This is a genomic window from Paracraurococcus lichenis, assembly GCF_030657435.1.
Taxonomy (GTDB): Bacteria; Pseudomonadota; Alphaproteobacteria; order Acetobacterales; family Acetobacteraceae; genus Paracraurococcus; species Paracraurococcus lichenis.
In genome coordinates this window covers 101,039-122,295 of record NZ_JAUTWS010000008.1, presented here as the reverse complement: position 1 = coordinate 122,295, position 21,257 = coordinate 101,039, and the positions used below count along the sequence as shown (strand labels likewise).

Below are 21,257 nucleotides of genomic sequence, written 5' to 3'. Positions count from 1 at the left end.
GGGGACGGCGCCGTCCATCAGAAGGCCCGCTGCCCGAGGCCCGGCATGTCCGGCGCGCTGCGCGGCATGACGGTGCCCGGCCGGGTCGGCGGCGCGCGCGTCAGCACCTCGGCGAAGATGATGGTCAGCAGGAAGGCGACGAAGATCAGGGAGGCGAAGGCGGTGAGGCGCAGCAGCGGATCGGGCTTGCGGAGTTGCATGAAGAACACCACCACCAGCCCCGCCTTGGCGGCCGCGATGCCGAGCGAGACGACGATGCCGAACCGCCCCATCGGCACATAGGCGAGCGAGAGCGTGGCGACGAGCAGCGCCGTCAGCCCGGCCCAGACCGGCACCGTGCGCCGCCAGATCGCGCCCGCCGTCTGCGGCACATCCTCGCCGAGGCCGGTCACGAGCGCCCCGCGAGGTAGAGCAGCGGATAGAGGAAGATCCAGACGATATCGACGAAATGCCAGTAGAGCCCGGCCGTCTCGAAGGCCGGGCTCGGCAGCGGGCGGCTGCCGCGCCAGGCCTGGACCAGCAAGGTCGAGACGATACCGATGCCGATCGTCATGTGCAGCGCATGCACGCCGGTGAGCAGCCAGTAGAAGGCGAAGAAGACCTGCGCCGCCGGCGCCGCCAGGCGGAAGCCGGGCCCGGGGACGAGGTGCTTCTCGATATCCTCGCGGTACTCGAACCCCTTCACGACAAGGAAGGCGAGGCCGAAGGCGATGGTCGCGCCGAGGCAGAGGAGCGTCAGGCGCCGGAGGCCGGCGCGCGAGCCTTCCGCGGCGACCGCCATGGTCAGGCTGCTGGTCAGCAGGATCGCGGTATTGGCCGTGCCGAAGACGATGTTGGTCTCCCGCGCCGCCGCGGCGAAGGGCTCCGTCCAGAGCACGCGGTAGACGGCATAGCCGGCCAGCGCGCAGGCGAAGAACATCACCTCGCTGCCGAGGAAGACCCAGAGGCCGAATTCCGAGGCCTCCCGCTGCCGGCGCAGGCTGCGGTAGGGCTTGTGCAGCGCGGCCTCGCGCGCGGCGACGCCGCTCACTGCTCCCGCTCCACCTGTCCGCCCTGCGGACTGTGCGGATCCCGCTCATGCGCCGGCGGGCCGGCATGCTCCGGATGGTAGTGGTAGGGCCCCTGCGTCACCACGGGCGGCGCACGGAAATTCTCCGTCGGCGGCGGCGAGGAGGTCTGCCATTCCAGGCCCGTCGCGTTCCAGGGATTGGCCGTGGCGCGCCGCCCCCAGACCAGCGACCAGGCGAGGTAGCCCATGGGCAGCAGATAGGCGGCGGCGAGGATGACGGCGCCCGCCGAGGCGAGGACGTGCCAGACCTGGAACTCCTCGGCATAGACGTGGTAGCGGCGCGGCATGCCGAGGAAGCCCATGATGAACATGGGGAAGAAGGTGAAGCCGAAGCCGAAGAACATCATGACGGCAGCGAAGCGCGCCCAGCCTTCCGGGTAGAGCCGGCCGAACATCTTCGGCCACCAGAAGCTGAGGCCGCCATAGAGCGCGGAGACCGCGCCGCCCACCATGATGTAGTGGAAATGCGCCACGACGAAATAGGTGTCCGTCACGTGCACGTCCACGGGGATGGAGGCGAGGAAGAGCCCGGTCAGCCCGCCGATGGTGAAGAGCCCGATGAAGCCGAGGGCATAGATCATCGGCGCGTCGAAGACGATCTGGCCGCGGTAGAGCGTGGCCGTCCAGTTGAAGACCTTGATGGCCGAGGGCACGGCGACGACGAAGGAGAGGAAGGAGAAGGCGAGGTTGGCCAGCATCGACTGGCCGGAGACGAACATGTGGTGGCCCCAGACCAGGAAGCCGACCAGCGCGATCCAGAGGATGGCATAGACCATGAAACTGTAGCCGAAGACGCGGCGCCGCGCATAGCAGGTGACCAGTTCCGAGATCACGCCGAAGCTCGGCAGGATCATGATGTAGACGGCGGGGTGGCTGTAGAACCAGAAGAGGTGCTGGAACAGGATGGGGTCGCCGCCGCGTAGCGGATCGAAGATCGGGATGCCGAAGGCGCGTTCGGCGAAGATCAGCAGCAGCACCATCGCCAGCACGGGCGTGGCCAGCACCATGACGATGCTGGTGGCATAGATCGCCCAGACGAAGAGCGGCAGGCGGAACCAGGTCATGCCCGGCGCCCGCAGCATGTGCACCGTGGCGATGAAGTTGACCGAGGTGGCGATGGTCGAGAAGCCCGCGACGAAGACCGCCGCTGCCGCCGCTAGCACATTGGCGTTGGAGAAGGCGGTCGAGAGCGGCGTGTAGAAGGTCCAGCCCGTGTCCACCCCGCCCGCGAGCAGCGTGTAGATGGCGAGGATGCCGGCCAGCGTGAAGATGTAGAAGCTCAGCAGGTTCAGCCGCGGGAAGGCCAGGTCCTTGGCGCCGATCATCAGCGGCAGCAGGAAATTGCCGAGGATGTTCGGGATGGAGGGGATCAGGAAGAACCACACCATGATCACCCCGTGGAAGGTGAAGGCGCGGTTGTAGGCATCGTCCGAGAGGAGGTCGGCCTGCGGCGTGAAGAGCTCGATCCGCAGGGCCACCGCGCCGGCGCCACCGACGAAGAAGAAGACGGTGATCGCCGCCATGAAGAGCAGCGCGATCCGCTTGTGGTCGGTGGTCAGCAGCCAGGAGGCGAGGCCGGTCTCGGCCGTGAGGTAGCTCTCCTCGCGCGGCGGCGTGTCGGGGATGCCGCGCTCCGCCGTGATGCCGCTCATCGGACTGCCTCCCCGCGCAGGGACTGGATATAGGCCACCAGCTTCTGCAGGTCCGCCGCATCCACCAGCCCCTCGAAGGAGGGCATGACGGGCTCGTAGCCCGCGACGACGTCGCGCTTCGGCTGCAGGATGGAATCGCGGATATAGGCCTGGTCGGCCCGCACCGTTCGGCCATCGGCGAGGTGCACCATGCGGCCATAGACACCGTCCAGCACCGGTGCATGCACCGCCGAGGCCGGCGCGTGGCAGCCGGAGCAGCCGAGCGCGGTGAAGAGCGCTGCGCCCTCGCCCGGCAGGTCCTCCTCCTGCGGCTGGGCGGCGGCCCAGCGCGCATAATCCTCCGGCTGCATCACCGTCACCGTGCCGCCCATGTGGGAATGCTGCGTGCCGCAGAACTCGGCACAGAACAGCCGGTAGTCGCCGGCCTGCGTCGGGCGGAACCACATCTCGGTGAAGCGGCCGGGCAGCACGTCCTGCTTCAGCCGGAAGGCCGGGACGAAGAGGCTGTGGATCACGTCCTGCGAGGTCATGACGAGACGCACCGCCTCCCCGAGCGGGACGTGCAGGCCGTTGATCTCGCGCGCGCCGTTGGGATGCCGGGCCTTCCACATCCACTGCTTGGCCGCGACATGGATCTCCAGCGCATCGGGCGGCGCGGTATTGGCCCGAAGCGCGACGGCGCCGGCCCACCAGAAGAGGAAGAGGGCGAGGAAGAGCGTCGCTGCGGTCCAGCCGATCTCCACGTCGCGCCGCAGGAATTCCGGCAGGTCGCCGCGCCTGGCCGCGGAGCCGCGACGGTAGCGGGCGCAGAAGACCAGCAGCAGCGCCCCGACCAGCAGCAGGATGGCGCCGCTGATGACGAGCAGGCCGGTGAAGAGGATGTCGACGCGCGCCGCCTGCTCGGAGGCCGCCTGCGGCCAGAGCGACAGGTTCATGCCCGCCTCTCCCACCGCCGCAGCAGCACCAGGCCGCCGGCCAGCACGGCGACCGTCGCGGCGCCGCTGGCCGCCAGCACGCTGCGCAGGACGGTTTCGCGGCCCGGGGCGAGCCCCTCGCAGACCAACTGCACGCGCGCGAAGAGGCCCGGCGCATCCTCCCGTGCCGCGCTGCGCAGCGCGTCGCGCATGTCCTCGGGCGTCGCACCCAGGGCGGGCAGCGTCGCCGCCAGGCTTCCATCGGCACGGAGCGCGAAGAGCACCAGGGGATGCAGGTATCGCTCCCCCTGCCGCAAGGCGCGATAGCCGAGGGCGGCTTCGGCCCGGGCCAGCGCCGGCGCCGCGCCGACCAGGAACCGCGCGCTGTCCGCCAGCGGCGTGCCCTCCCCCAGCCAAGCGCGCCGCATCGCCGCGGCCTTCGCTGGCCCATCTGCCGGATCGAGGCCGAGCACGACAAGGCGGAAGTCCCGGCCCGGGACGAGACCGCTGCGCGGCAGCGCCGAGGCGGCGAGGCCGAGGGCGGTGCCGCAGAGCGCGGCGCAGTCGTAATCGGCAAAGGCGAAGATCGTGGGCAGGCCGCCGAGCGCCTCGCCGAGCAGGATCGGCCGGCCGGCGGCGTCGCGCAGGGCCAGGTCGAGCGGCAACGCCGCGTCTGGTGGCGGCGAGACGCCCGGCGCCTCCGCCCGCGCCGCGCCCGGCAGGGCAACGGCGAGGGCGAGCAGGCCGCGGCGCGTCACCGGCGCGGATCCGGCTGCCGTGGCGGGTCGAGCGGCGCGAAGGCCTCGGCGCCACGGGCCGCGACCATCTCCATCGCCCGCCCGATCGGGATCCGCACCTGTCCCCGCTCGCGGTCGACCCAGGCATAGGCGGACAGCCTCGCCGCCTGGGCTGCCTGGTAGTCGCGGAGCTCGCCGGCCGGGTCGCTCTGCAATCGCGGCGGCGCGAAGCGGGTCGGCGGCTGCGCGCTCGGGCCGCTGATGCCGACGAGATCCTGGAACAGCCAGGCGAGGCCGAGCGTGGCGAAGACGAGGCCGAGCGTGCCGAGGCCGACGATCACCACGATGCGGGGATTGAGGTCCTCCGGCTGCCGGCGCTCGGCGAGGACGGTCTCACGCGCCATGCGGCACCTCCCGCCTCAGGCGCGCGGCGAAGGGGCCGCCGGCGAGGCCGAGCCAGATGCCGCCGACCGCGGCGGTCCCGAGCAGGCCCGCGGGAATGGCGAGCGGCCCGAAGGGCGGGCCGACCAGCCAGAGCATGTGCAGCAGCACGCCCGCCAGGACCGCGCCGCCGACCCAGGCCAGCCTCCGCGGGCTGCGCCGCGCGGCGCCCGACAGCAGGGCGAGGACAGGCAGGACGGCGGAGAGGGCGAGCGAGGCGGCCTCGAGCAGGATCCAGGGCAGCGCCTCCCGCTGCAGGTACCATGTGGCCTTGTCCGGCAGGTTGCCGTACCAGGCGACCAGGTATTGCGCGAAGCCGAGATAGGCGGCACCCAGCGCCGCGGCGATCAGCAGTTGCGCGAGGTCGCCGGCCTTGCCGCGTCCGCCTTCCGGCTCCGTCCCCAGCAGCGCGCACCAGCCGAGCGCGGCGAGCACCTGCTGCAGGCCAAGCCACATGGCGAAGGCGGTCGAGCGGAACTCCGGATCGAGCGAGAGCATCCAGTCCAGCCCCAGGATCGTCACGGCGACGCCGTGGAAGAGCAGCGCCGGCGCGCCGATCGCGGGCCGGCGGCCGCCGCTGCCGACCAGCAGCAGGCCGAGCAGGCTCCAGCCCGCGAGCGCCACGACGCTGCGCGCGACGAAGCCGGGCAGGTTCAGGTACCAGCGCGCGACATCGGGGTGCCGCGCCAGGCCGGGGTCGGCGACCCAGGGCCAGACCGCGGCGGGGTCGAGCAGCAGCGGCAGCGCGAGCAGGGCGAAGACCGGCAGCGTCGCCGTCGCCGGCGCCAGCACGGGAAAGAGCGGCGCGAGCCAGCGCCCGCCGGTCAGCGCATGCACCGCGAGCAGCGCATAGGCGCCGAGCGCGAGGCCGAGCCAGAAGAGCAGGCCCGCCAGCAGGCCGCCGAGCGCGAGGCGCGGCGCGGCGAGGCCCCAGAGCAGGAGCAGGGCACCGGCGGCGAGGCCGGCGAGGAAGAGCCAAAGGGCACGGGCGCGCAGCCAGGCGGCGGCGCTCATGGCAGCCTCTCCCGCGCATCGGGCACCTCGGCGAGCGCGACCCGCTGCGAGAGCTGCAGCGCGCGGATATAGGCGATGATCGCCCAACGATCGGCCGGCTCCACGCGCGCGGCATAGCCGTACATCACGCCATAGCCCCTGGTGATCACGTCGAAGATGTAGGCGGCCGGCGCGGCGCGCAGCCGGTCGCTGTGATAGCTCGGCGGGTGCGGGAAGCCGCGGCGCGGGATCATGCCGTCGCCATCCCCGGCCGGGCCGTGGCAGGGGGCGCAGTAGATCCCGTAACGCTCCTGCCCGCGGGCGAGCAGGGCGGGCGTCACCTCGGGCGGCTCGGTGGCGGTCCTGTCGCGCGCCAGGGCGCCCTGCGCCACGACGCCCACCGGCAGCGGCCGCGCCGCCGTGCCGTCCGGCCAGAGCGGCGCGGCGGCATAGGTGCCGTATTTGCGCTGCTGCGCCATCTCCTGCTTGCAGGCCGCGAGCGCCAAGGGGAGCAGGAGGAGCAGGCCGGCGCGCATCAGCCGACCTCCCGGATCGAGAGCGGGGCGAGGCCGTCGAGCGCCGCGGCCAAGCGCGCGGCGTCCACCGCCGGGTCGGCGACCGCGAGGAAGAAACGGTCCTGGCTGGCACGGTCGAAGCCATGCGCGGCGAAGGCCGGGTGGTGCAGCCGCGGCAGGCCGGTAGCGAGGAGGAAGCCCACCACCCCGGCGAGGACGGCGCCGATCACCACGGCCTCGAAGGTCGGGATCAGGAAGGCCGGCCAACTGTGCAGCGGCCGCCCGCCCGCATCGAAGGGGTAGTCGTAGACCGCGCTGTACCATTGCAGGCCATAGTCGAAGAGGCCGCAGGCGACGCCGCCCGCGAGCATGGCGAGACGCAGCCGCGTCGGCGGCAGGCCGAGCGCCTCGGTGAGCCCCTCGATGGCGAAGGGCACATGCGCGTCGAGCCCACGCCAGCCGGCATCCCGCGCGCGCCGCGCCGCGTCCAGCAGCGTCTCCGGATCGCCGAATTCGGCCAGCAGCAGCGGCGGGCCGCTCATGCCTCGCCTGCCTTGGCGTCGTAGAGCGCCTTGTTGACGTCGTGCATCGCCACCGCCGGGACCAGCCGGACGAGGGCGAGGAAGAGGAAGGCAAACAGGCCGAAGGAGCCGGCCAGCGTCGCCCAGTCCCAGATCGTCGGGTGGAAGAGCCGCCGCGTCGACGGCAGGTAGCCGTGCGAGAGCGTGTTCCAGATGATGAGGATGCGCTCCAGCCACATGCCGATGTTAATCGCGATGGCAATGGTGAAGACGGCGACCAGGCCGGTGCGCAGGCGGCGGAACCAGAGGAGCTGCGGCACCAGCACGTTGCAGGCGAGCATGGCCCAGTAGAGCGGCGCATAGGGGCCGGCGAACTCGAAGCGGAGGAGTTCGCGCTCGGCATGGTCGCCGGCATACCAGCCCATGAACCACTCGGTGGCGTAGGAGAGGCCCATGACGATTGCGCCGGCGAGCAGGATCTTGCCCATGGCGTCGAAATGCCGGTCGGTGATCACGGCCTGCAGGCCGAGGCCCCAGCGCAGCAGCACGGCCAGCGTGACCACCATGGCGAAGCCGGAGAAGAGCGCGCCGACCACGAAATAGGGCGGGAAGATCGTCTCCTGCCAGCCCGGCATGAGGCTGGCGGCGAAATCGAGGCCGACGACGCTGTGCACCGAGACGACCAGCGGCACGGCGAGGGCCGCCATCGCCTTGTAGACCGCATCGTGGCGCTGCCAGTGCCGCGCCGAGCCGCGCCAGCCGAAGGCCAGCACGCCGTAGATCAGGCGGCTCCGCCGGCCGCGGGCGCGGTCCCGCAGCGTGGCAAGGTCCGGGATCAGGCCGAGATACCAGAAGAACAGCGAGAAGAGCAGGTAGACCGCGATGGCAGCGAAATCCCAGACCAGGGCGCTGCGCCATTGCGGCCAGAGCTCCATGGTATTCGGGTAGGGGGCCAGCCAATAGGCCCGGTAGGGCCGCCCCAGATGCAGGATGGGAAAGAGCCCGGCGATGGAGGCGGCGATGAGCGTCATCGCCTCGGCGAAGCGGTTGATGGAGGCACGCCAGGACTGCCGCGTCAGCAGCAGCAGGGCGGAGATCAGCGTCCCCGCATTGCCGATGCCGATCCACCAGACATAGTTGGCGATGGGGAAGCCCCAGACCACGATGGTGTTGTTGCCGTAGATCCCGATGCCCCGGACGAAGAGCCAGGTGACGCAGCCGGCGAAGCCGAGCGTGGCGAGGAAGGCGAGCAGCAGGGCGATCCAGTAGCGGCGGCCCGGTCGGTGCCGCAGCAGCGGGTCGGCGATGGTGCCGACCATGCGCGCATAGCTCGCGTCCTGCGGCAGCCCGGCCTCAGTCGTCGCCATGCTCATGCGCCGCCCTCCTCCAGCGCGGGATTGGGGTTGCGCACGCGCTTGAGATAGGTGGTGCGCGGCCGCGTGCCGAGTTCGCCGAGCAGGGCGTAGTGGTGCGGCTCGCGGCGCAGGCGCGCAGGGTCCGATTCCGGCAGGTTCAGGTCGCCGAAGGTGATGGCTTGGGTCGGGCAGGCTGCGGCGCAGGCGGTGACCACCTCGCCCTCGCCGATCGGCCGATGCTCCGCCTCCGCGGCGCGGCGCGCGGCGCTGATGCGCTGCATGCAGTAGGTGCACTTCTCCATTACGCCGCGGGCGCGGACCGAGACCTCCGGATTGTGCCGCGCCGCGATGCTCTGCGCGCCCTGGTTGGCGTATTCCTGCCCGTCGGCATAGCCGTACCAGTTGAAACGGCGCACCTTGTAGGGGCAATTGGCCTGGCAGAAGCGCGTGCCGATGCAGCGGTTGTAGACCTGGACGTTCAGCCCCTCATGGTCGTGGACCGAGGCGGCGACGGGGCAGACCGGCTCGCAGGGCGCCGTCTCGCAATGCATGCAGGGCACGGGCTGGAAGCCGGGACGCATCTCGCCGCCGGCCTCCTGCACATAGGTGTCGATGCGCAGCCAGTGCATGTCGCGGCCGCGCGCCATCTCGGCGGGTCCCACCACCGGGACGTTGTTCTCCGACTGGCAGGCGACGACGCAGGCATTGCAGCCGATGCAGAGCGTGGTGTCGATCGCCATCGCCCAGGCATGGTCGCCGGTTTGGCTGCCGGGATAGAAGCTCGGCTGGTCGATGGCGTGCTTGCCGGATGCGTCCCGGTCGCGCAGCGCGGCCTCGAGCGTGACCAGCGGCAGCAGGTCGCGCGCCTCCCCCTCCAGCCGCTGCTCCTGCTGCGCCAGCAGCGGCGGCTCGTGCCGGCCCGCGGGCGTCAGGCGCAACTCCGGCAGCACCCAGAGCGCGTCGGCGCGGCGCAGGCGGTAGGCATCCGCGCCGATGCCATTGCCGATGGCGCCGGCGTGCGAGCGCCCGTAGCCGAGGCTGAGCGCCACCACGCCCGGCGCCACGCCGGGATCGAGGATCGTCGTCACCTCCAGGCTGCGCCCGCCGACATCGAGGCGCACGACATCGCCCGGCGCCACGCCATGCCGCGCCGCATCCTCGGGCGCGAGGCGGGCGGCATTGCCCCAGACCTGGCTGCTCAGCGGCCGCGGGCATTCCTGCAGCCAGGCATTGTTGACGAAGCTGCCGTCCCAGGCCGAGGCATCGCGCCGCAGCACCAGGGTCAGCCCGGCATGGCGCGGCGCGGGCGGCAGGTCCGGCAACCGCGGCTCCGGCAGATCGATGCGCGGCGCGGCGCTGTCCGGCACCACGCCGTCATGCACGGCGCGGCGCCACCAGGACTCGAACTCCGCCGCCGCGCGGTCGCCGCGCCAGGTCGCGCGCACCGCCTCGTAGGCCGAGAGGTCGAGTTGGCCCAGCAACAGGCCAAGCAGGGCCGCCTCCGAGCGCGGCGCATAGAGCGGCCGGATCAGCGGCTGCACGATGGCGGCGGTGCCGTCGCGCGCGCGCAGGTCGCCCCAGTCCTCCAGCGCATGCGGCGCCGGCAGTGCCCAGGCACAGAGCGCCGCGGTCTCGTTCGCATGCAGGCCATGGCAAGCAGCGAAGGGCACCTGCCGCAGCGCCTCGGCGAAGCCGAGATCGGCGGACGCGTCATAGGCGGGGTTGCCGCCGAGGATCAGCAGCGTGTCCACCTGGCCACCGCGCGTGGCGGCGACGAGCTCCGCCAGCGGCGCCCCCTCCCCCTGCACCGGCGCCACGGCCCGCACCGGCGCGGCAAGCCGTGCATTCATCCAGTGCACGAGCGCCTGCCAGGCCGGCGGCAGCGTCTCCCCCGCCAGTACCAGCGCGGCGCCCGGATGCGCCTGCAGGTCGGCGGCGATGGCCCGCAGCAGGCGCTGCCGGTCCTCCGGCAGGTCTGGCCGCGGCAACGGCGCGCCGAGCTCCGCCGCCAGCCAGGCCAGGATGGCATGGAGCTCGTCGGGCCGTATCAGCCGGTGATGGTCGGCATTGCCGCCGGTCAGCGTCATCGCCGGCTCCAGCACGTAGAGCCGGCCGAAGCGCGTCCCCTGCGCGCGCGCCAGGCGCTGCGCCGCGAAGCCGCGGCCATGGCGGATCTGGTCCGGCCCCGGCCCGAGCGGATCGGCATCCAGGCACAGCACGACCGCCGCCCGGTCGAGATCGGGCAGCAGGTCGAGCGGCCGGCCGAAGGCGAGTGCCGCGCCCTGCCGGCCATTCTCCTCGCCGATCGGCGCATGCGTGTGCCAGGCCATGCGCGGGAAGCGGTCCCGCACGGCGCCGATCAGCCGCAGCAGCGTGGGCGAGGTGAGCGGCCCGGTCAGCAGCCGCAGGCCCTCGCCCTCCCGCGCCCGCAGCGCCTCCAGCCGCGGCAGCAGCTCTGCCTCGAAGCGCTCCCAGCCCGTGTTGCGGCGGTCCCGCTGCGGGCTGCGCAGGCGGTCCGGATCGTAGAGCTGCAGCAGCTCCGCCTCGGCGAATACATCCGTCGCGCCGAGGCTGGCGGGATGCAGCGGATTGCCCTCGACCTTGACCGGCCGGCCCTCGAAGGCGGTGCAGACCACGCCGCGGCCGTAGCCGTTCAGCGGCAGCGCCGTGGCGTAGCGCTGCGCCACGCCGGGGACCAGGCCTTCCGGCTGGTCGACATAGGGGAGGATCTCCTCCTCCGGCTCGGAGCAGGCGACGAGCGAGCCCGACATCGCCGCGGCGAGCAGGCCGAGCGCCGCCTGCCGGCGGGTGAGCGCCGCGTCGCTCATCGGTGGCACACCGAGCAGTCCGCGAGGTGCTCCGTCCGGATGCCGTAGTGGCGGATCAGCGCGGCGCCGCGCGCCTCCTGGTCCGGGGGCGGCGTCCAGTGGCCGGCATAGATCTCGCTCTCAGGGCGCAGATGCGGCGCGGGGTTGCGGTGGCAATCCAGGCACCAGCCCATGGTCAGCGGCGCGGCCTGGCGCATCAGCGGCATGCTGTCCACCGGGCCGTGGCAGGTGGTGCAGCCGACGCCGTTCCGCACATGCACGCTGTGGTCGAAATAGGCATAGTCCGGCAACTCGTTCACGCGGTGCCAGCGGATCGGCCTGCCCTCCGCCAGGCTGCGGCGCACGGGCTCGAGCACCGCGGCATTGGTCCAGAGCTGCGAGTGGCAGGTCATGCAGGTATGCGTCGGCGGGACCCCGGCGAAGCGCGACTGCTCGACCGAGGTGTGGCAGTAGCGGCATTCGATGCCGAGGCCGCCGACATGGTGCTCGTGGCTGAAGGGCACGGGCTGGTCGGGCGTGATGGTCTGCCCGGTGACATAGGGCGTGTATGGCAGCGCCATCAGCAGCCCCAGGACACCGAGCGGCAGGGCGACCAGGGAGACCAGCGCGAGGCGCGCCGCCAGGGTCGTCCAGCGTGGGAAGAGTTGCGCATCGGCATCGTCGCGGGGCGCGGAGCGGCCATCCGGATCATCGCGCACTGCTCATCCGCTCCAGTCCCCCCAGGCCGGCGGGGCGGACCCTCCGGCCGGGCCGCCACGGCGATGCAACGCGGCGGCGTACCCAGGTTTGCCGGAAACCCATGCAGCGACAGGCATGTTCACCGAGGCGTCAAGGCAGGAGACGGCCATGTCGCACGCGGTTCGGAAGGGATTGGCGGGAAAGGCGGTGGTGGTGACCGGCGCCTCGGCCGGCGTCGGTCGTGCGACCGCGCGTGCCTTCGCGCGCCGTGGCGCGCGCATTGCCCTCATCGCGCGTGGGACGGAGGGGCTGGACGCGGCGCGGCGCGAGGCGGAAGCCGCGGGCGCCGCGCAGGCCATCGCCTTGCCCGCCGACACCGCGGATGCAGCGGCCATCTTTGCCGCGGCCGACCGCGCCGTGGCGGAACTCGGCGGCATCGACATCTGGGTGAACTGCGCCATGGCGACAGTCTTCAGCCCCGTGACGGAGATCTCGCCGGAGGAATACCGCCGCGTCACCGAGGTGACCTATCTCGGCTACGTCCACGGGACGCTGGCCGCGCTGCGGCACATGCGGCCGCGCGGCGCGGGCACGATCGTCCAGGTCGGCTCCGCCCTCGCCTATCGCGCCATTCCGCTACAATCCGCGTACTGCGCGGCCAAATTCGCCATCCGCGGCTTCACCGATTCCCTGCGCTGCGAGCTGAAGCACGAGGGCAGCCGCATCCGCCTCACCATGGTGCAACTGCCGGCGGTGAACACGCCGCAATTCGGCTGGGCCCGCAGCCATATGGACCGCCGCGCGCAGCCGGTACCGCCGATCCACCAGCCGGAGCCCGTGGCCGAGCGTATCCTCCAGGCGGCCCTGCAGGCACCAAGGGAGCTCTGGGTCGGCGGGCCGTCGGTGCAGGCGATCCTCGGCACCATGGTCGCGCCCGGGCTGCTGGACCGGCTGCTGGCGCGGAAGGGCTACACCGGCCAGTTGACGAGGGAAGCCGAGCCACCGGGCCGCCCGGACAACCTGATGACGCCGGTTCCGGGCGACCACGGCACGCATGGCCGGTTCGACGCACGGGCCCGCGACCAAGTCGAAGCCTGATCCGGCCTGGCTGCGCGCCGCCGCCGGCCTCGCCCTCGGGCTGCTGCTGCCGCTGGCCTGGCGCGGCCTCTCGGCGCGCGGGCCGTCCTGGACCAAGCTGCCGCGCTGATCGTGCCGCCGCGCCCCGAACGGGGCGCGGCGGGCAAGACCCGGCATGGCCCGAGTCCGGCGCTGATTGGCTGCCCTAATGCTTCCGGCCCGGCAGCACGCTGCTCAGCACCTCCTTCGCCGTGTTGACCAGCACGCTCCCCTCCTCCGGATCCGGGCTGAGGAGGTTGGAGGTGAACTTCTTCATCTGCTCCAGCGTGATGTGCGGCGGCAGCGGCGGCACGTTCGGGTCGGTCTTGACCTCCAGCACCACCGGCCGGTCCGACGCGAGCGCCTCCTCCCAGGCCGGGCCCATCCGGTCGGGATTGTCCACATAGATCCCGCGCAGGCCGATCAGCTCAGCGAAGCGGTGGTAGGGCACGTTCGGGATCTGCTGGGTCGCCTCGAATTTCGGATCGCCCTCCTGCACTCGCTGCTCCCAGGTGACCTGGTTCAGGTCCTCGTTGTTGAAGACGCAGCAGACCCAGCGCTTGTCGGACCAGGTCTTCCAGTACTTCGCCACCGTGATCAGCTCGGCCATGTTGTTCATCTGCATGGCGCCGTCGCCGACCAGCGCTATGACGGGCCGGTCGGGATGCGCGATCTTGGCGGCAATGGCGTAGGGCACGGCCGCGCCCATGGAGGCGAGGCCGCCCGAGAGCGAGCACATCATGCCGCGGCGGATCCTCAGGTCCCGCGCGAACCAATTGGCGCAGGAGCCGCTGTCGCTGGTGATGATCGCCCGCTCTGGGAGCCGCGGCGAAAGCTCCCAGGTCACGCGCTGCGGGTTGACCGGATCGGCGGAGTGCATCGCGCGCGCCTCCAGCACGCCCCACCAGTCCCGCACGCCCTTCTCGATGTCCTCGCGCCAGCCTCGGTCGGTCTTCTGCTCCAGCAGCGGCAGCAGGGCGCGCAGCGTCTCGGCGCTGTCGCCGACGAGGTTGACCTCCATCGGGTAGCGCAGGCTCAGCATCTCCGGCGCGATGTCGATCTGCACGCCGCGCGCCTGGCCCTCCTTCGGCAGGAACTCCGAATAGGGGAAGCCGCTGCCCACCATCAGCAGCGTGTCGCAGTTCATCATCATGTCCCAGCTCGGCCTGGTGCCGAGCAGGCCGATGGAGCCGGTGACCCAGGGCAGGTCGTCCGGCAGCGCCGCCTTGCCGAGCAGCGCCTTGGCGACGCCGGCCTGCAGCCGGTCGGCGACCGCGATCACCTCGTCGGTCGCCCCCAGCGCGCCGGCGCCGACCAGGATGGCGACACGCTTGCCGGCATTCAGCGCCTCGGCCGCGCGGCGCAGGTCGGCCTCGTAGGGCACCACCTTGGGCCGCGCGTAGCCGACGCCGGAATGCACGGTGCCGTGCTTGCGCGGCGGCTCCTCGTAACTCTCGTCCTGCAGGTCGTTGGGGAAGACCAGTGCGGTCACGCGCCGCTCGGCGATCGCGATGCGCACCGCGCGGTCCACCAGGTGGCGCACCTGCGGCGGCGTCGAGGCCTGCTGCACGAAGCTGCCGGCCACGTCCTTGAACATGGATTGCAGGTCGACCTCCTGCTGGTAGTGGCCGCCGACCGCGGCGCGGGCCTGCTGCCCGGCGATGGCCAGCACCGGCTGGTGGTCGAGCCGCGCGTCGTAGAGCCCGGTGATGAGGTGCGAGGCGCCGGGGCCGGAGGTGGCGATGCAGACGCCGAGCTCGCCGGTAAACTTGGCATGGGCCGAGGCCATAAAGGCGGCCATCTCCTCGTGCCGCACCTGCACGAACTCGATCTTGTCCGTGCCGAAGCGGTTCAGCGCGCCGAGCAGGCCGTTGATGCCGTCGCCGGGGTAGCCGAAGACGCGCCGGACGCCCCAGTCGTGCAGCCTCTGCCAGAAGAAATCGCCGACCGTCTTGCTCATGCGAATGATCCGCCGTGCAGGGAAAGGGATGCCAGCGGCGGCGACAGGCAGGCCGCGCTGCCCTGGCCTGCCGGCATAACGACAGCCGGGGCATGGCGTTGCCCGGCTTGCCGATCGGTAAGCCCAGGGGCGGCACGGTCTGGCGAGATCGCGCCCGACATCCTGCTGGCAGGGATGACGATCATCGCCCTGATCGCCGTGGCGACATGGCGGAGTTCGCCGCCTGGAATGGCCAACCGCCCTCCGTGCCGGTGCGGGCGGCGCTGCTGGTGACGCTGATCCCGACCACCATCGGCGGCCTGCTCCCGGCCATCCCGGCGGGCCACCGCGGTCAGGGCGCGGTTCGACCGGGTCTCCCGATCCCATGACGACGCGCCAGACCTCAAGAACTTGACACTCGATGGGTTACGCCACCCACCTGCCTGCACCCGCGCCATCGAACGGCGCGGAAACGATGAAAGTCCCGGCGGGTCTTCAGCTTTCGGTTCTCGGTCGCTCTGGTTCCCGGTCGCTCCGGGCGGTCATGCCGCGGGCCGAACATCGTCCGGTATGGATTGCCGCCTGTCACCTCCTGTACCCTGTTCCGCGGCCGAACGCGGCTCGATGACGCGGGCTGGCAATCCGGCGGATGCAGCTTACGAGAGGCGGCGGAAGACATGTCGGGTATCGTGCTGGACCGCGAGTCCGCGCTGCTGTCCATGTCGCTCGACGGGCGAGACCAGCTCCTGGTGCCGATCCGGCTGCATGCGGAGGAAGCGATCAGCGCGCTCTACGAGGTCCGCATCACCGCTGTCTCGGCCGAGAGCGACATCTCGCCCGCCACGGTGCTGCACAAGCCTGCCTGTGTCATGCTCCGCCATGCCGGGCAGGTCACGCGCCGCTTCTGCGGCATGGTGCGCAGCCTCGTGCAGGTCGGCCAAGCCTCCCGCGACCAATGGCATTACGAACTGGTGATCGTGCCGCGGCTTTGGCGACTGTCGCAGACCCGCGACTGCCGCATCTACCAACAGAAGCGCACGAGCGAGATCCTGAATGCGCTGCTGCAGGATGCCGCGCTGCCGCCGGCCGACTACGCAATCTCCGGCGCGCCGGACCCGGTGCTGCCCTATCGGGCGCAGTTCAACGAGACCGATCTGGACTTCGCCAGCCGCCTGCTTGAGGAAGTGGGATGGTTCTACTACTTCCGGCACGATGGCGCAGAGGAGAAATTGGTCGTTGCCGCCTCCAATCGCGCGCTGACCTCCCTCGGGACGGCGCCGTGGGAGGGTGATGCGGAGACGCCGGGCCGCATCGCCGCGCTGCGCGGCAAACACGCGCTGACGCGCGGTGCCTATGCCACCTCGGATTACGATCCCGAGGCACCCGGGAAGATGCTGAAGCAGCAGGAAGCGACGACGCTCGGCCATGCCGGCCAGGCCATGCGGGACGATTTCACCTGGCCCGCCCTGACCGATTCCGCCGATACTGCGCGCGACCGTGCCAAGCGCCGCATGCAGGCGGCCGAGGCCGAAGCCTCGCTGCTCCTCGGCGAGGGCGACTGGCCGGCCCTGCTGCCCGGTGCGAAATTCGAACTCGCTCCGCAGGACGAGACGCTGCCCGCCGGCACCTATGGCATCCGCCAGGTGCGGCACGAGGCCATCGACGAGGGCTGGCTGAGCGGTGGCGCCGTCCCGCACTACGCCAATAGCTTCGAGGCCTTCCCGGAGGCCGTCCCCTGGCGCCAACCGCTGGCGACCGCGCGGCCTGTCATGGCCGGGCTGCATGCAGGCGTCGTGCTCGGCACCTCCGCCGATGCCGAGATCCATACCGACGATCTGGCACGGGTGAAGGTGCGGCTCTTCTGGGACCATCGCGGCGAGACCTCGGGCGAGCAGGCCATCTGGGCGCGCGTGGTGCAGCCCTGGGCCGGGCCGGGCTGGGGCGCGCAGTTCCTGCCGCGGGTCGGCACCGAGGTGGCGGTGGCCTTCCTCGATGGCGATCCCGACCGGCCGGTCGTGGTGGGCGGCTTCTACAATGGCAGCGACAAGCCGATCTTCAGCGCCGCCGAGCGCACCAAGTCGGGCTTCCGCAGCCGCTCCTCGGATGGCGGCGGCACCGCCGACTTCAACGAGTTCAGCTTCGACGACAGGACGGGCAACGAACTTGTCTTCCTGCACGCGCAGAAGGACCTGACCGTCGAGGTCGAGAACGACCAGTCCCTCACCGTCAACAATTGCCGCGTCGTCTCCGTGAAGCAGGACGAGACGGTCAGCATCGGCGGCCGACAATCCATCAAGGTCAAGGGCGACCGCAGCGTCACGGTGGAGCAGGGCAGCCTGGCGGAGCACGTCTCGCTCGGCGATTATTCGCTGAAGGTAGATGCCGGCCAGGTGACGGTGGAGGCGTTGCAGGGCATCACGCTGAAAGTAGGCGCCAACAGCGTCACCATCGACCAGACCGGCATCGCCATCAACGGCGTGATGGTCAAGGCGTCGGGTCAGGCCATGCTCGACCTCAAGGCGCCGATGTCGCGGCTGTCGGGCGACGGCATGCTGACGCTGAAAGGCGGCCTGACGACGATCAACTGAGCAAACCCCTCGGGGTTTGCGCTGCAACAGAGCCCTTCAGCAGGCTTTCATCTCGGGGGCCCGGGCCGCACGACCTGTGGCCCGGGCCGCGAAAGCCTGCTTAGCTGTGCCGGGTCAGCCCGCCGCCTCACCCTCACAGGCGAGACCGTCATGGGACATGTCCAGTCCGCGCTGAAATTTGCCGCCGACCTCGCCGCGGTGCGGGCGCAGGCGGGGCTGGGCCCGGCCGCGGACGCTGCGATCGCCGGCCTCACCGGCGTGCCTGAGGCCTTGGCGCGGCTCGAGGCCTCGGGCTGGGCGGGGGAGGCGGCACGGCTGGCCGCCTTCGCCCTGCCACGGCGGGAGGCCGTGTGGTGGGCCTGTATGTGCGCCCGCCATACGCTTCCGCCGACACCGCCCGCCGCGGCAGCCGGGCTGCTCGAGGCAACCGAAGCCTGGGTGCGGCGGCCGACCGACGAGGCCAGGCGCGCCACCATGGCGCTGGCCGAGGCGGGGCCGATGGACACGCCCGAAGCCTGGGCGGCGGTCGGCGCATTCTGGAGCGGCGAGTCCATGGCGCCCCCCGGCGCGCCCGTGGTGCCGCCGGCGCCGCATCTTGCCGGGACCGCGGTGGCCGGCGCCGTGGCCCTGGCCGCGGTGCGCGGGGACGCGCGGCGGCAGGCGGCACGGCTCGCACGCTTCCTCGACAGCGCGCGCGACATCGCCGGTGGCGGCGCCGGGCGGCTGGACGTGGAGGCGGGGTGAGCCGGCCCGTCCGGCAGGCCCCGGGCGGCATGCAGGCGGGAAGGCGGCCCTGGCGATGCGGGCGATGCGCCGCTCCGGGGCGGCGCGGTCGCGTCGTTGCGCACGGCAGACAGGATGCAATCTTCCGACGGCTGGCCTAGCGTGATCGGACAACCTCCGATGCCGAGACACAGGTCGCACGCATGGGCCAGCCCGCCGCCCGCCTCTCCGACATGCATGTCTGCCCGGCTGTCACCGGCGTGGTGCCGCATGTCGGCGGCACCATCGCCATGGGCCTGCCCACCGTCCTGATCGGCGGCCTGCCCGCCGCGCGCATGGGCGACCCCGCCCTCTGCGTCGGCCCGCCGGGCACCGTGCTGATGGGCGCGCCCACCGTCCTGATCGGCGGCCAGCCCGCCGCGCGCATGGGCGATCCCTGCGGTCATGGCGGCGTGATCGTCTCCGGTTGGCCCACCGTCCTCATCGGCTGACACGATGCGCCTCACCCTCTCGACCATCCGCTGCCCACCCGGCCAGCGTCCCGACCAGTGGGAGGCGACCGGCGGCGAGGTCACGCTCGGGCGGGGGCCGGACAACGACTGGGTGCTGCCCGACCCGACGCGGCACGTCTCCAAGCGCCACTGCGTGCTGTCATGGCACCCCGAAGGCTGGCGGCTCACGGACACCAGCGCCAACGGCACCTTCCTCAACGAGGAGCCGACGCCCATCGGCCAGGGCCGGTCGCGCGATCTGCGCGACGGCGACCGCATCCGCCTCGGCCCCTTCGAGGTCGAAGTGCGCTTGCAGCGCCCGGCCGAGGAGGAGACCCTGGGCGGGGTGCCGGTCGGCGATGCCGAGGAGACGCCCGGCGGCGACGCCATCCCCGACCGCTGGTGGGAAGGGGACCGGCCGGCAAGCCTGACGCAGCGGCCGCCGCCGCCGGTGACGCAATGGCCGATGGCGGTTCCGCCGATCGGCAGCCCGGCACCGGCCGAGGCGCCGCCGCCCGCCTCCGTCCCGGCGCCCCCGGGCGACGCGCTCGCCGCGCTGCTCGCCGCCGCCGGCATGCCGGACCTCCGCCCGGCCGACCAGGCCGCCGCCGCACGCAGCCTCGGGCGCGCCTTCCGCGCCCTGGTCGCGGGCCTGCGGCAGGTGCTGATCGCCCGCGCCGAGATCAAGGGCCTGTTCCGGATCGAGCAGACCACCATCCGCGCCCGCGGCAACAACCCCCTCAAATTCGCGGCCAATGACGAGGACGCGCTGGCCGCGCTGCTCGGCGCCGGCCGCCGCGCCGACATGGACGCGGCGGAGGCGGTGGCCGATGCGCTGCGCGACATCCGCCTGCACGAATTCGCCACCATGGAGGCCATGCAGGCCGCGCTGCGCAGCCTGCTGGACTCGCTCTCCCCCGCCCGCATCGAGGCCGCCGCCGGGCCCGGCGGCCGGGCGCTGCTGCCCTGGCAGCGGGAGGCAAGGCTGTGGGAGGCCTACGCGGCGCTGCACGCCGAGACGCTGCAGGCCCTGTCGGACGATTTCGACAGCGCCTTCGGCAAGGCCTTCGCCCGCGCCTACGAGCAGGCGCTGCACGAGGCGGATCGGCGCGAATGAACGGCCCGGCCGCCGCGCGCTGCCCGACCGCGGCGGCCGGACGGCGCCGACGGCGACGCAACCTCCCGGGCGGTCCGCCTGCGCCGCGGCGAAGGGTCGCACTCGGCTGCGGCCGCGGGCCGAACGCAACCGGGTGAGGCCCGCCCCGGCAGCCTGACGGAACCGTGCCTCCCCGGGCCGGACTGGCATACGGTATCCCGTAAGGAAGCGGATTGCCGGCAGGCGGGAGGCGCGGCGGGGATGCGGAGCCGGGACGGATGAGCTGGAGCAGCCGTGTCATCTGGCAGGAAGGCATGTTCCTGCGCGCGCAGCATTTCCAGCAGCAGGACCGCTGGACGGAAGCGCTGCTGCGCGCCGTCGCCCTTCCCCTGCGGCCCTATCCCTGGGGCCTCGTCGCCTGGGAGCCGGAGGAGGGCCTGCTCCGCAGCGGGCGCTTCGCCCTGGCCTCGGCCGCCGGCCTCTTCGAGGACGGCACCCCCTTCGCATTCCCCGCCGAGGCCGAGCACCCACCCCCCCTGGAGCTGGGCGAGTCCGCCGCCGGCCAGGTGGTCCATCTCGCGCTGCCGATCCTGCAGGCCGGCAATGCCGAGGTGGCGGCGCCGGGCCATGACGGGCGCTACGCCGTCGAGGATTTCGATGCCGCGGACACCCAGTCCCTCGCGCGCGAGCAGGGCCGCCTCGCCGTCGGCCGGCTCCGCCTGCGCTACCTGCTCGGCAGCGAGGACCGCACGGGGCATCACTGCATCGGTCTCGCGCGGGTGCGGGAGGTGACGCCCGACCGGCGCGTGGTGCTCGACCCGCAGTGGATCCCGCCCGCACTCACTTGCCTCGCCGCGCCGGTGCTGAAGGCCTTCGTCGCCGAACTCTTCGGCATGCTCGGGCAGCGGGGCGAGGAGTTGGGCGGCCGGCTCGCGCAGCCCGGCACCCGCGGCGCGGCGGAGGTGCAGGACGTGCTCCTGCTGCAGGCGGTGAACCGCTGGCAGGGGCTGCTGGCCCACTGGGCGGAGGCGCCGCTGATCCATCCGGAGACTCTCTACGCCACGCTGGTGCAGATGGTGGCCGAGCTCTCCACCTTCACCGACCGGCGCCGGCCGCGCGACTACCCGCCCTACCGGCACGAGGACCTGCAGATCAGCTTCACGCCGGTCATCGCCGACCTGCGCCAGGCGCTCTCGCGCGTGCAGCCGCGCAATGCGGTGCCGGTGCCGCTGCAGGAACGCGGCTACGGGATCCGGGTCGGCCTCATCACCGACCGCTCGCTGCTGCGCGGCAGCGTCTTCGTGCTGACGGCCCAGGCATCCATGCCGGACGAGACGCTGCGGCGCCTGCTGCCGCGGCATCTGCGCATCGGGGCGGTGGAGAACATCCACACGCTGGTGAACACCCAGCTTCCGGGCATCGAAGTGCGGCCGCTGCCGGCCGCGCCGCGCCAGCTCCCCTTCTATGACGGCGCCACCTATTTCGAGCTCAACCCGCGCGACCCGCTCTGGTCCAGCCTGCAGAACGCCAGCGGCATCGCGGCGCACATCAACCGCGACTTCCCGGACCTGCGCCTCGAGCTCTGGGCAATCCGCAATTGA

At 72.1% G+C, this 21,257-nt stretch carries 21 protein-coding genes; 8 read left to right on the top strand and 13 right to left on the bottom strand.

What is annotated here, in order from left to right; translation table 11 throughout:
- Window positions 1-17: 17 nt before the first annotated feature.
- Genes Q7A36_RS10520 through Q7A36_RS10465 form a run of 12 tightly spaced genes read right to left on the bottom strand, consistent with a single transcriptional unit; the run spans window position 18 to window position 11,723 of the window.
- Complete coding sequence (locus Q7A36_RS10520) at window positions 18-392, bottom strand: cytochrome C oxidase subunit IV family protein (protein ID WP_305103640.1); 375 nt, start codon at window positions 390-392, stop codon at window positions 18-20.
- On the bottom strand, window positions 389-1,030 hold the full coding sequence (locus tag Q7A36_RS10515) for a cytochrome c oxidase subunit 3 (protein ID WP_305103639.1): 642 nt from the start codon (window positions 1,028-1,030) through the stop codon (window positions 389-391). The genes Q7A36_RS10520 and Q7A36_RS10515 overlap by 4 nt, the downstream gene beginning before the upstream one ends.
- Window positions 1,027-2,721: a cytochrome c oxidase subunit I gene (locus Q7A36_RS10510; protein WP_305103638.1), complete on the bottom strand. Its 1,695-nt coding sequence runs from the start codon at window positions 2,719-2,721 to the stop codon at window positions 1,027-1,029. Before Q7A36_RS10510 ends, Q7A36_RS10515 begins: the two co-directional genes overlap by 4 nt.
- The gene (gene coxB, locus Q7A36_RS10505) at window positions 2,718-3,656 is read right to left on the bottom strand and encodes a cytochrome c oxidase subunit II (protein ID WP_305103637.1); all 939 of its coding nucleotides are present in this window, start codon (window positions 3,654-3,656) and stop codon (window positions 2,718-2,720) included. The genes Q7A36_RS10510 and coxB overlap by 4 nt, the downstream gene beginning before the upstream one ends.
- Window positions 3,653-4,393, bottom strand: coding sequence for a thioredoxin domain-containing protein (locus Q7A36_RS10500; protein WP_305103636.1), 741 nt, complete (start codon window positions 4,391-4,393; stop codon window positions 3,653-3,655). The genes coxB and Q7A36_RS10500 overlap by 4 nt, the downstream gene beginning before the upstream one ends.
- Window positions 4,390-4,776: a hypothetical protein gene (locus tag Q7A36_RS10495; RefSeq protein WP_305103635.1), complete on the bottom strand. Its 387-nt coding sequence runs from the start codon at window positions 4,774-4,776 to the stop codon at window positions 4,390-4,392. The genes Q7A36_RS10500 and Q7A36_RS10495 overlap by 4 nt, the downstream gene beginning before the upstream one ends.
- On the bottom strand, window positions 4,766-5,827 hold the full coding sequence (locus Q7A36_RS10490) for a hypothetical protein (protein ID WP_305103634.1): 1,062 nt from the start codon (window positions 5,825-5,827) through the stop codon (window positions 4,766-4,768). Before Q7A36_RS10490 ends, Q7A36_RS10495 begins: the two co-directional genes overlap by 11 nt.
- Window positions 5,824-6,342 carry a c-type cytochrome gene (locus Q7A36_RS10485; protein ID WP_305103633.1) on the bottom strand — a complete coding sequence of 173 codons (519 nt, stop codon included), beginning with the start codon at window positions 6,340-6,342 and terminating at the stop codon, window positions 5,824-5,826. Before Q7A36_RS10485 ends, Q7A36_RS10490 begins: the two co-directional genes overlap by 4 nt.
- On the bottom strand, window positions 6,342-6,863 hold the full coding sequence (locus Q7A36_RS10480; protein ID WP_305103632.1) for a DUF3341 domain-containing protein: 522 nt from the start codon (window positions 6,861-6,863) through the stop codon (window positions 6,342-6,344). The genes Q7A36_RS10485 and Q7A36_RS10480 overlap by 1 nt, the downstream gene beginning before the upstream one ends.
- Window positions 6,860-8,215, bottom strand: coding sequence for an NrfD/PsrC family molybdoenzyme membrane anchor subunit (gene nrfD / locus Q7A36_RS10475; protein ID WP_305103631.1), 1,356 nt, complete (start codon window positions 8,213-8,215; stop codon window positions 6,860-6,862). The genes Q7A36_RS10480 and nrfD overlap by 4 nt, the downstream gene beginning before the upstream one ends.
- Entirely contained in the window at window positions 8,212-11,025 is a 2,814-nt protein-coding gene (locus Q7A36_RS10470; protein ID WP_305103630.1) for a 4Fe-4S dicluster domain-containing protein, read from the bottom strand. The genes nrfD and Q7A36_RS10470 overlap by 4 nt, the downstream gene beginning before the upstream one ends.
- Complete coding sequence (locus Q7A36_RS10465) at window positions 11,022-11,723, bottom strand: cytochrome c3 family protein (protein ID WP_305103629.1); 702 nt, start codon at window positions 11,721-11,723, stop codon at window positions 11,022-11,024. The genes Q7A36_RS10470 and Q7A36_RS10465 overlap by 4 nt, the downstream gene beginning before the upstream one ends.
- Before the next feature lie 148 nt (window positions 11,724-11,871).
- Between Q7A36_RS10465 and Q7A36_RS10460 the strand changes: the two genes are divergently transcribed.
- Both Q7A36_RS10460 and Q7A36_RS10455 read left to right on the top strand, forming a co-directional pair.
- Window positions 11,872-12,801: an SDR family oxidoreductase gene (locus Q7A36_RS10460; protein ID WP_305103628.1), complete on the top strand. Its 930-nt coding sequence runs from the start codon at window positions 11,872-11,874 to the stop codon at window positions 12,799-12,801.
- On the top strand, window positions 12,758-12,910 hold the full coding sequence (locus Q7A36_RS10455; protein WP_305103627.1) for a hypothetical protein: 153 nt from the start codon (window positions 12,758-12,760) through the stop codon (window positions 12,908-12,910). The genes Q7A36_RS10460 and Q7A36_RS10455 overlap by 44 nt, the downstream gene beginning before the upstream one ends.
- Before the next feature lie 75 nt (window positions 12,911-12,985).
- Here the strand turns inward: Q7A36_RS10455 and Q7A36_RS10450 are convergent, their stop codons facing one another.
- Complete coding sequence (locus Q7A36_RS10450; RefSeq protein WP_305103626.1) at window positions 12,986-14,779, bottom strand: thiamine pyrophosphate-requiring protein; 1,794 nt, start codon at window positions 14,777-14,779, stop codon at window positions 12,986-12,988.
- Between the two features lie 206 nt (window positions 14,780-14,985).
- Here Q7A36_RS10450 and Q7A36_RS10445 point away from each other — a divergent pair, with 206 nt between their 5' ends.
- From Q7A36_RS10445 to tssK, 6 genes are all read left to right on the top strand, one after another.
- Window positions 14,986-15,147 carry a hypothetical protein gene (locus tag Q7A36_RS10445; RefSeq protein ID WP_305103625.1) on the top strand — a complete coding sequence of 54 codons (162 nt, stop codon included), beginning with the start codon at window positions 14,986-14,988 and terminating at the stop codon, window positions 15,145-15,147.
- Window positions 15,148-15,435: 288 nt separating this feature from the next.
- On the top strand, window positions 15,436-17,346 hold the full coding sequence (locus tag Q7A36_RS10440; protein WP_305103624.1) for a type VI secretion system Vgr family protein: 1,911 nt from the start codon (window positions 15,436-15,438) through the stop codon (window positions 17,344-17,346).
- Between the two features lie 150 nt (window positions 17,347-17,496).
- Window positions 17,497-18,090: a DUF6931 family protein gene (locus Q7A36_RS10435; RefSeq protein ID WP_305103623.1), complete on the top strand. Its 594-nt coding sequence runs from the start codon at window positions 17,497-17,499 to the stop codon at window positions 18,088-18,090.
- 182 nt (window positions 18,091-18,272) lie between these two features.
- Window positions 18,273-18,560, top strand: a complete 288-nt coding sequence (locus Q7A36_RS10430; RefSeq protein WP_305103622.1) for a PAAR domain-containing protein — start codon at window positions 18,273-18,275, stop codon at window positions 18,558-18,560.
- A 4-nt stretch (window positions 18,561-18,564) separates the two neighbouring features.
- Window positions 18,565-19,677 carry a type VI secretion system-associated FHA domain protein TagH gene (gene tagH / locus Q7A36_RS10425; protein WP_305103621.1) on the top strand — a complete coding sequence of 371 codons (1,113 nt, stop codon included), beginning with the start codon at window positions 18,565-18,567 and terminating at the stop codon, window positions 19,675-19,677.
- 257 nt (window positions 19,678-19,934) lie between these two features.
- The gene (tssK, locus tag Q7A36_RS10420; RefSeq protein ID WP_305103620.1) at window positions 19,935-21,257 is read left to right on the top strand and encodes a type VI secretion system baseplate subunit TssK; all 1,323 of its coding nucleotides are present in this window, start codon (window positions 19,935-19,937) and stop codon (window positions 21,255-21,257) included.

Bases quoted from the DNA above. Each gene is read 5' to 3' on its own strand.
- Q7A36_RS10510 (WP_305103638.1), bottom strand. From the start codon at position 2,721: ATGAGCGGCATCACGGCGGAGCGCGGCATCCCCGACACGCCGCCGCGC.
- coxB (WP_305103637.1), bottom strand. From the start codon at position 3,656: ATGAACCTGTCGCTCTGGCCGCAGGCGGCCTCCGAGCAGGCGGCGCGC.
- Q7A36_RS10495 (WP_305103635.1), bottom strand. From the start codon at position 4,776: ATGGCGCGTGAGACCGTCCTCGCCGAGCGCCGGCAGCCGGAGGACCTC.
- Q7A36_RS10490 (WP_305103634.1), bottom strand. From the start codon at position 5,827: ATGAGCGCCGCCGCCTGGCTGCGCGCCCGTGCCCTTTGGCTCTTCCTC.
- Q7A36_RS10485 (WP_305103633.1), bottom strand. From the start codon at position 6,342: ATGCGCGCCGGCCTGCTCCTCCTGCTCCCCTTGGCGCTCGCGGCCTGC.
- Q7A36_RS10480 (WP_305103632.1), bottom strand. From the start codon at position 6,863: ATGAGCGGCCCGCCGCTGCTGCTGGCCGAATTCGGCGATCCGGAGACG.
- nrfD (WP_305103631.1), bottom strand. From the start codon at position 8,215: ATGAGCATGGCGACGACTGAGGCCGGGCTGCCGCAGGACGCGAGCTAT.
- Q7A36_RS10470 (WP_305103630.1), bottom strand. From the start codon at position 11,025: ATGAGCGACGCGGCGCTCACCCGCCGGCAGGCGGCGCTCGGCCTGCTC.
- Q7A36_RS10460 (WP_305103628.1), top strand. From the start codon at position 11,872: ATGTCGCACGCGGTTCGGAAGGGATTGGCGGGAAAGGCGGTGGTGGTG.
- Q7A36_RS10455 (WP_305103627.1), top strand. From the start codon at position 12,758: ATGGCCGGTTCGACGCACGGGCCCGCGACCAAGTCGAAGCCTGATCCG.
- Q7A36_RS10450 (WP_305103626.1), bottom strand. From the start codon at position 14,779: ATGAGCAAGACGGTCGGCGATTTCTTCTGGCAGAGGCTGCACGACTGG.
- Q7A36_RS10445 (WP_305103625.1), top strand. From the start codon at position 14,986: ATGGCGGAGTTCGCCGCCTGGAATGGCCAACCGCCCTCCGTGCCGGTG.
- Q7A36_RS10440 (WP_305103624.1), top strand. From the start codon at position 15,436: ATGTCGGGTATCGTGCTGGACCGCGAGTCCGCGCTGCTGTCCATGTCG.
- Q7A36_RS10435 (WP_305103623.1), top strand. From the start codon at position 17,497: ATGGGACATGTCCAGTCCGCGCTGAAATTTGCCGCCGACCTCGCCGCG.
- Q7A36_RS10430 (WP_305103622.1), top strand. From the start codon at position 18,273: ATGGGCCAGCCCGCCGCCCGCCTCTCCGACATGCATGTCTGCCCGGCT.
- tagH (WP_305103621.1), top strand. From the start codon at position 18,565: ATGCGCCTCACCCTCTCGACCATCCGCTGCCCACCCGGCCAGCGTCCC.
- tssK (WP_305103620.1), top strand. From the start codon at position 19,935: ATGAGCTGGAGCAGCCGTGTCATCTGGCAGGAAGGCATGTTCCTGCGC.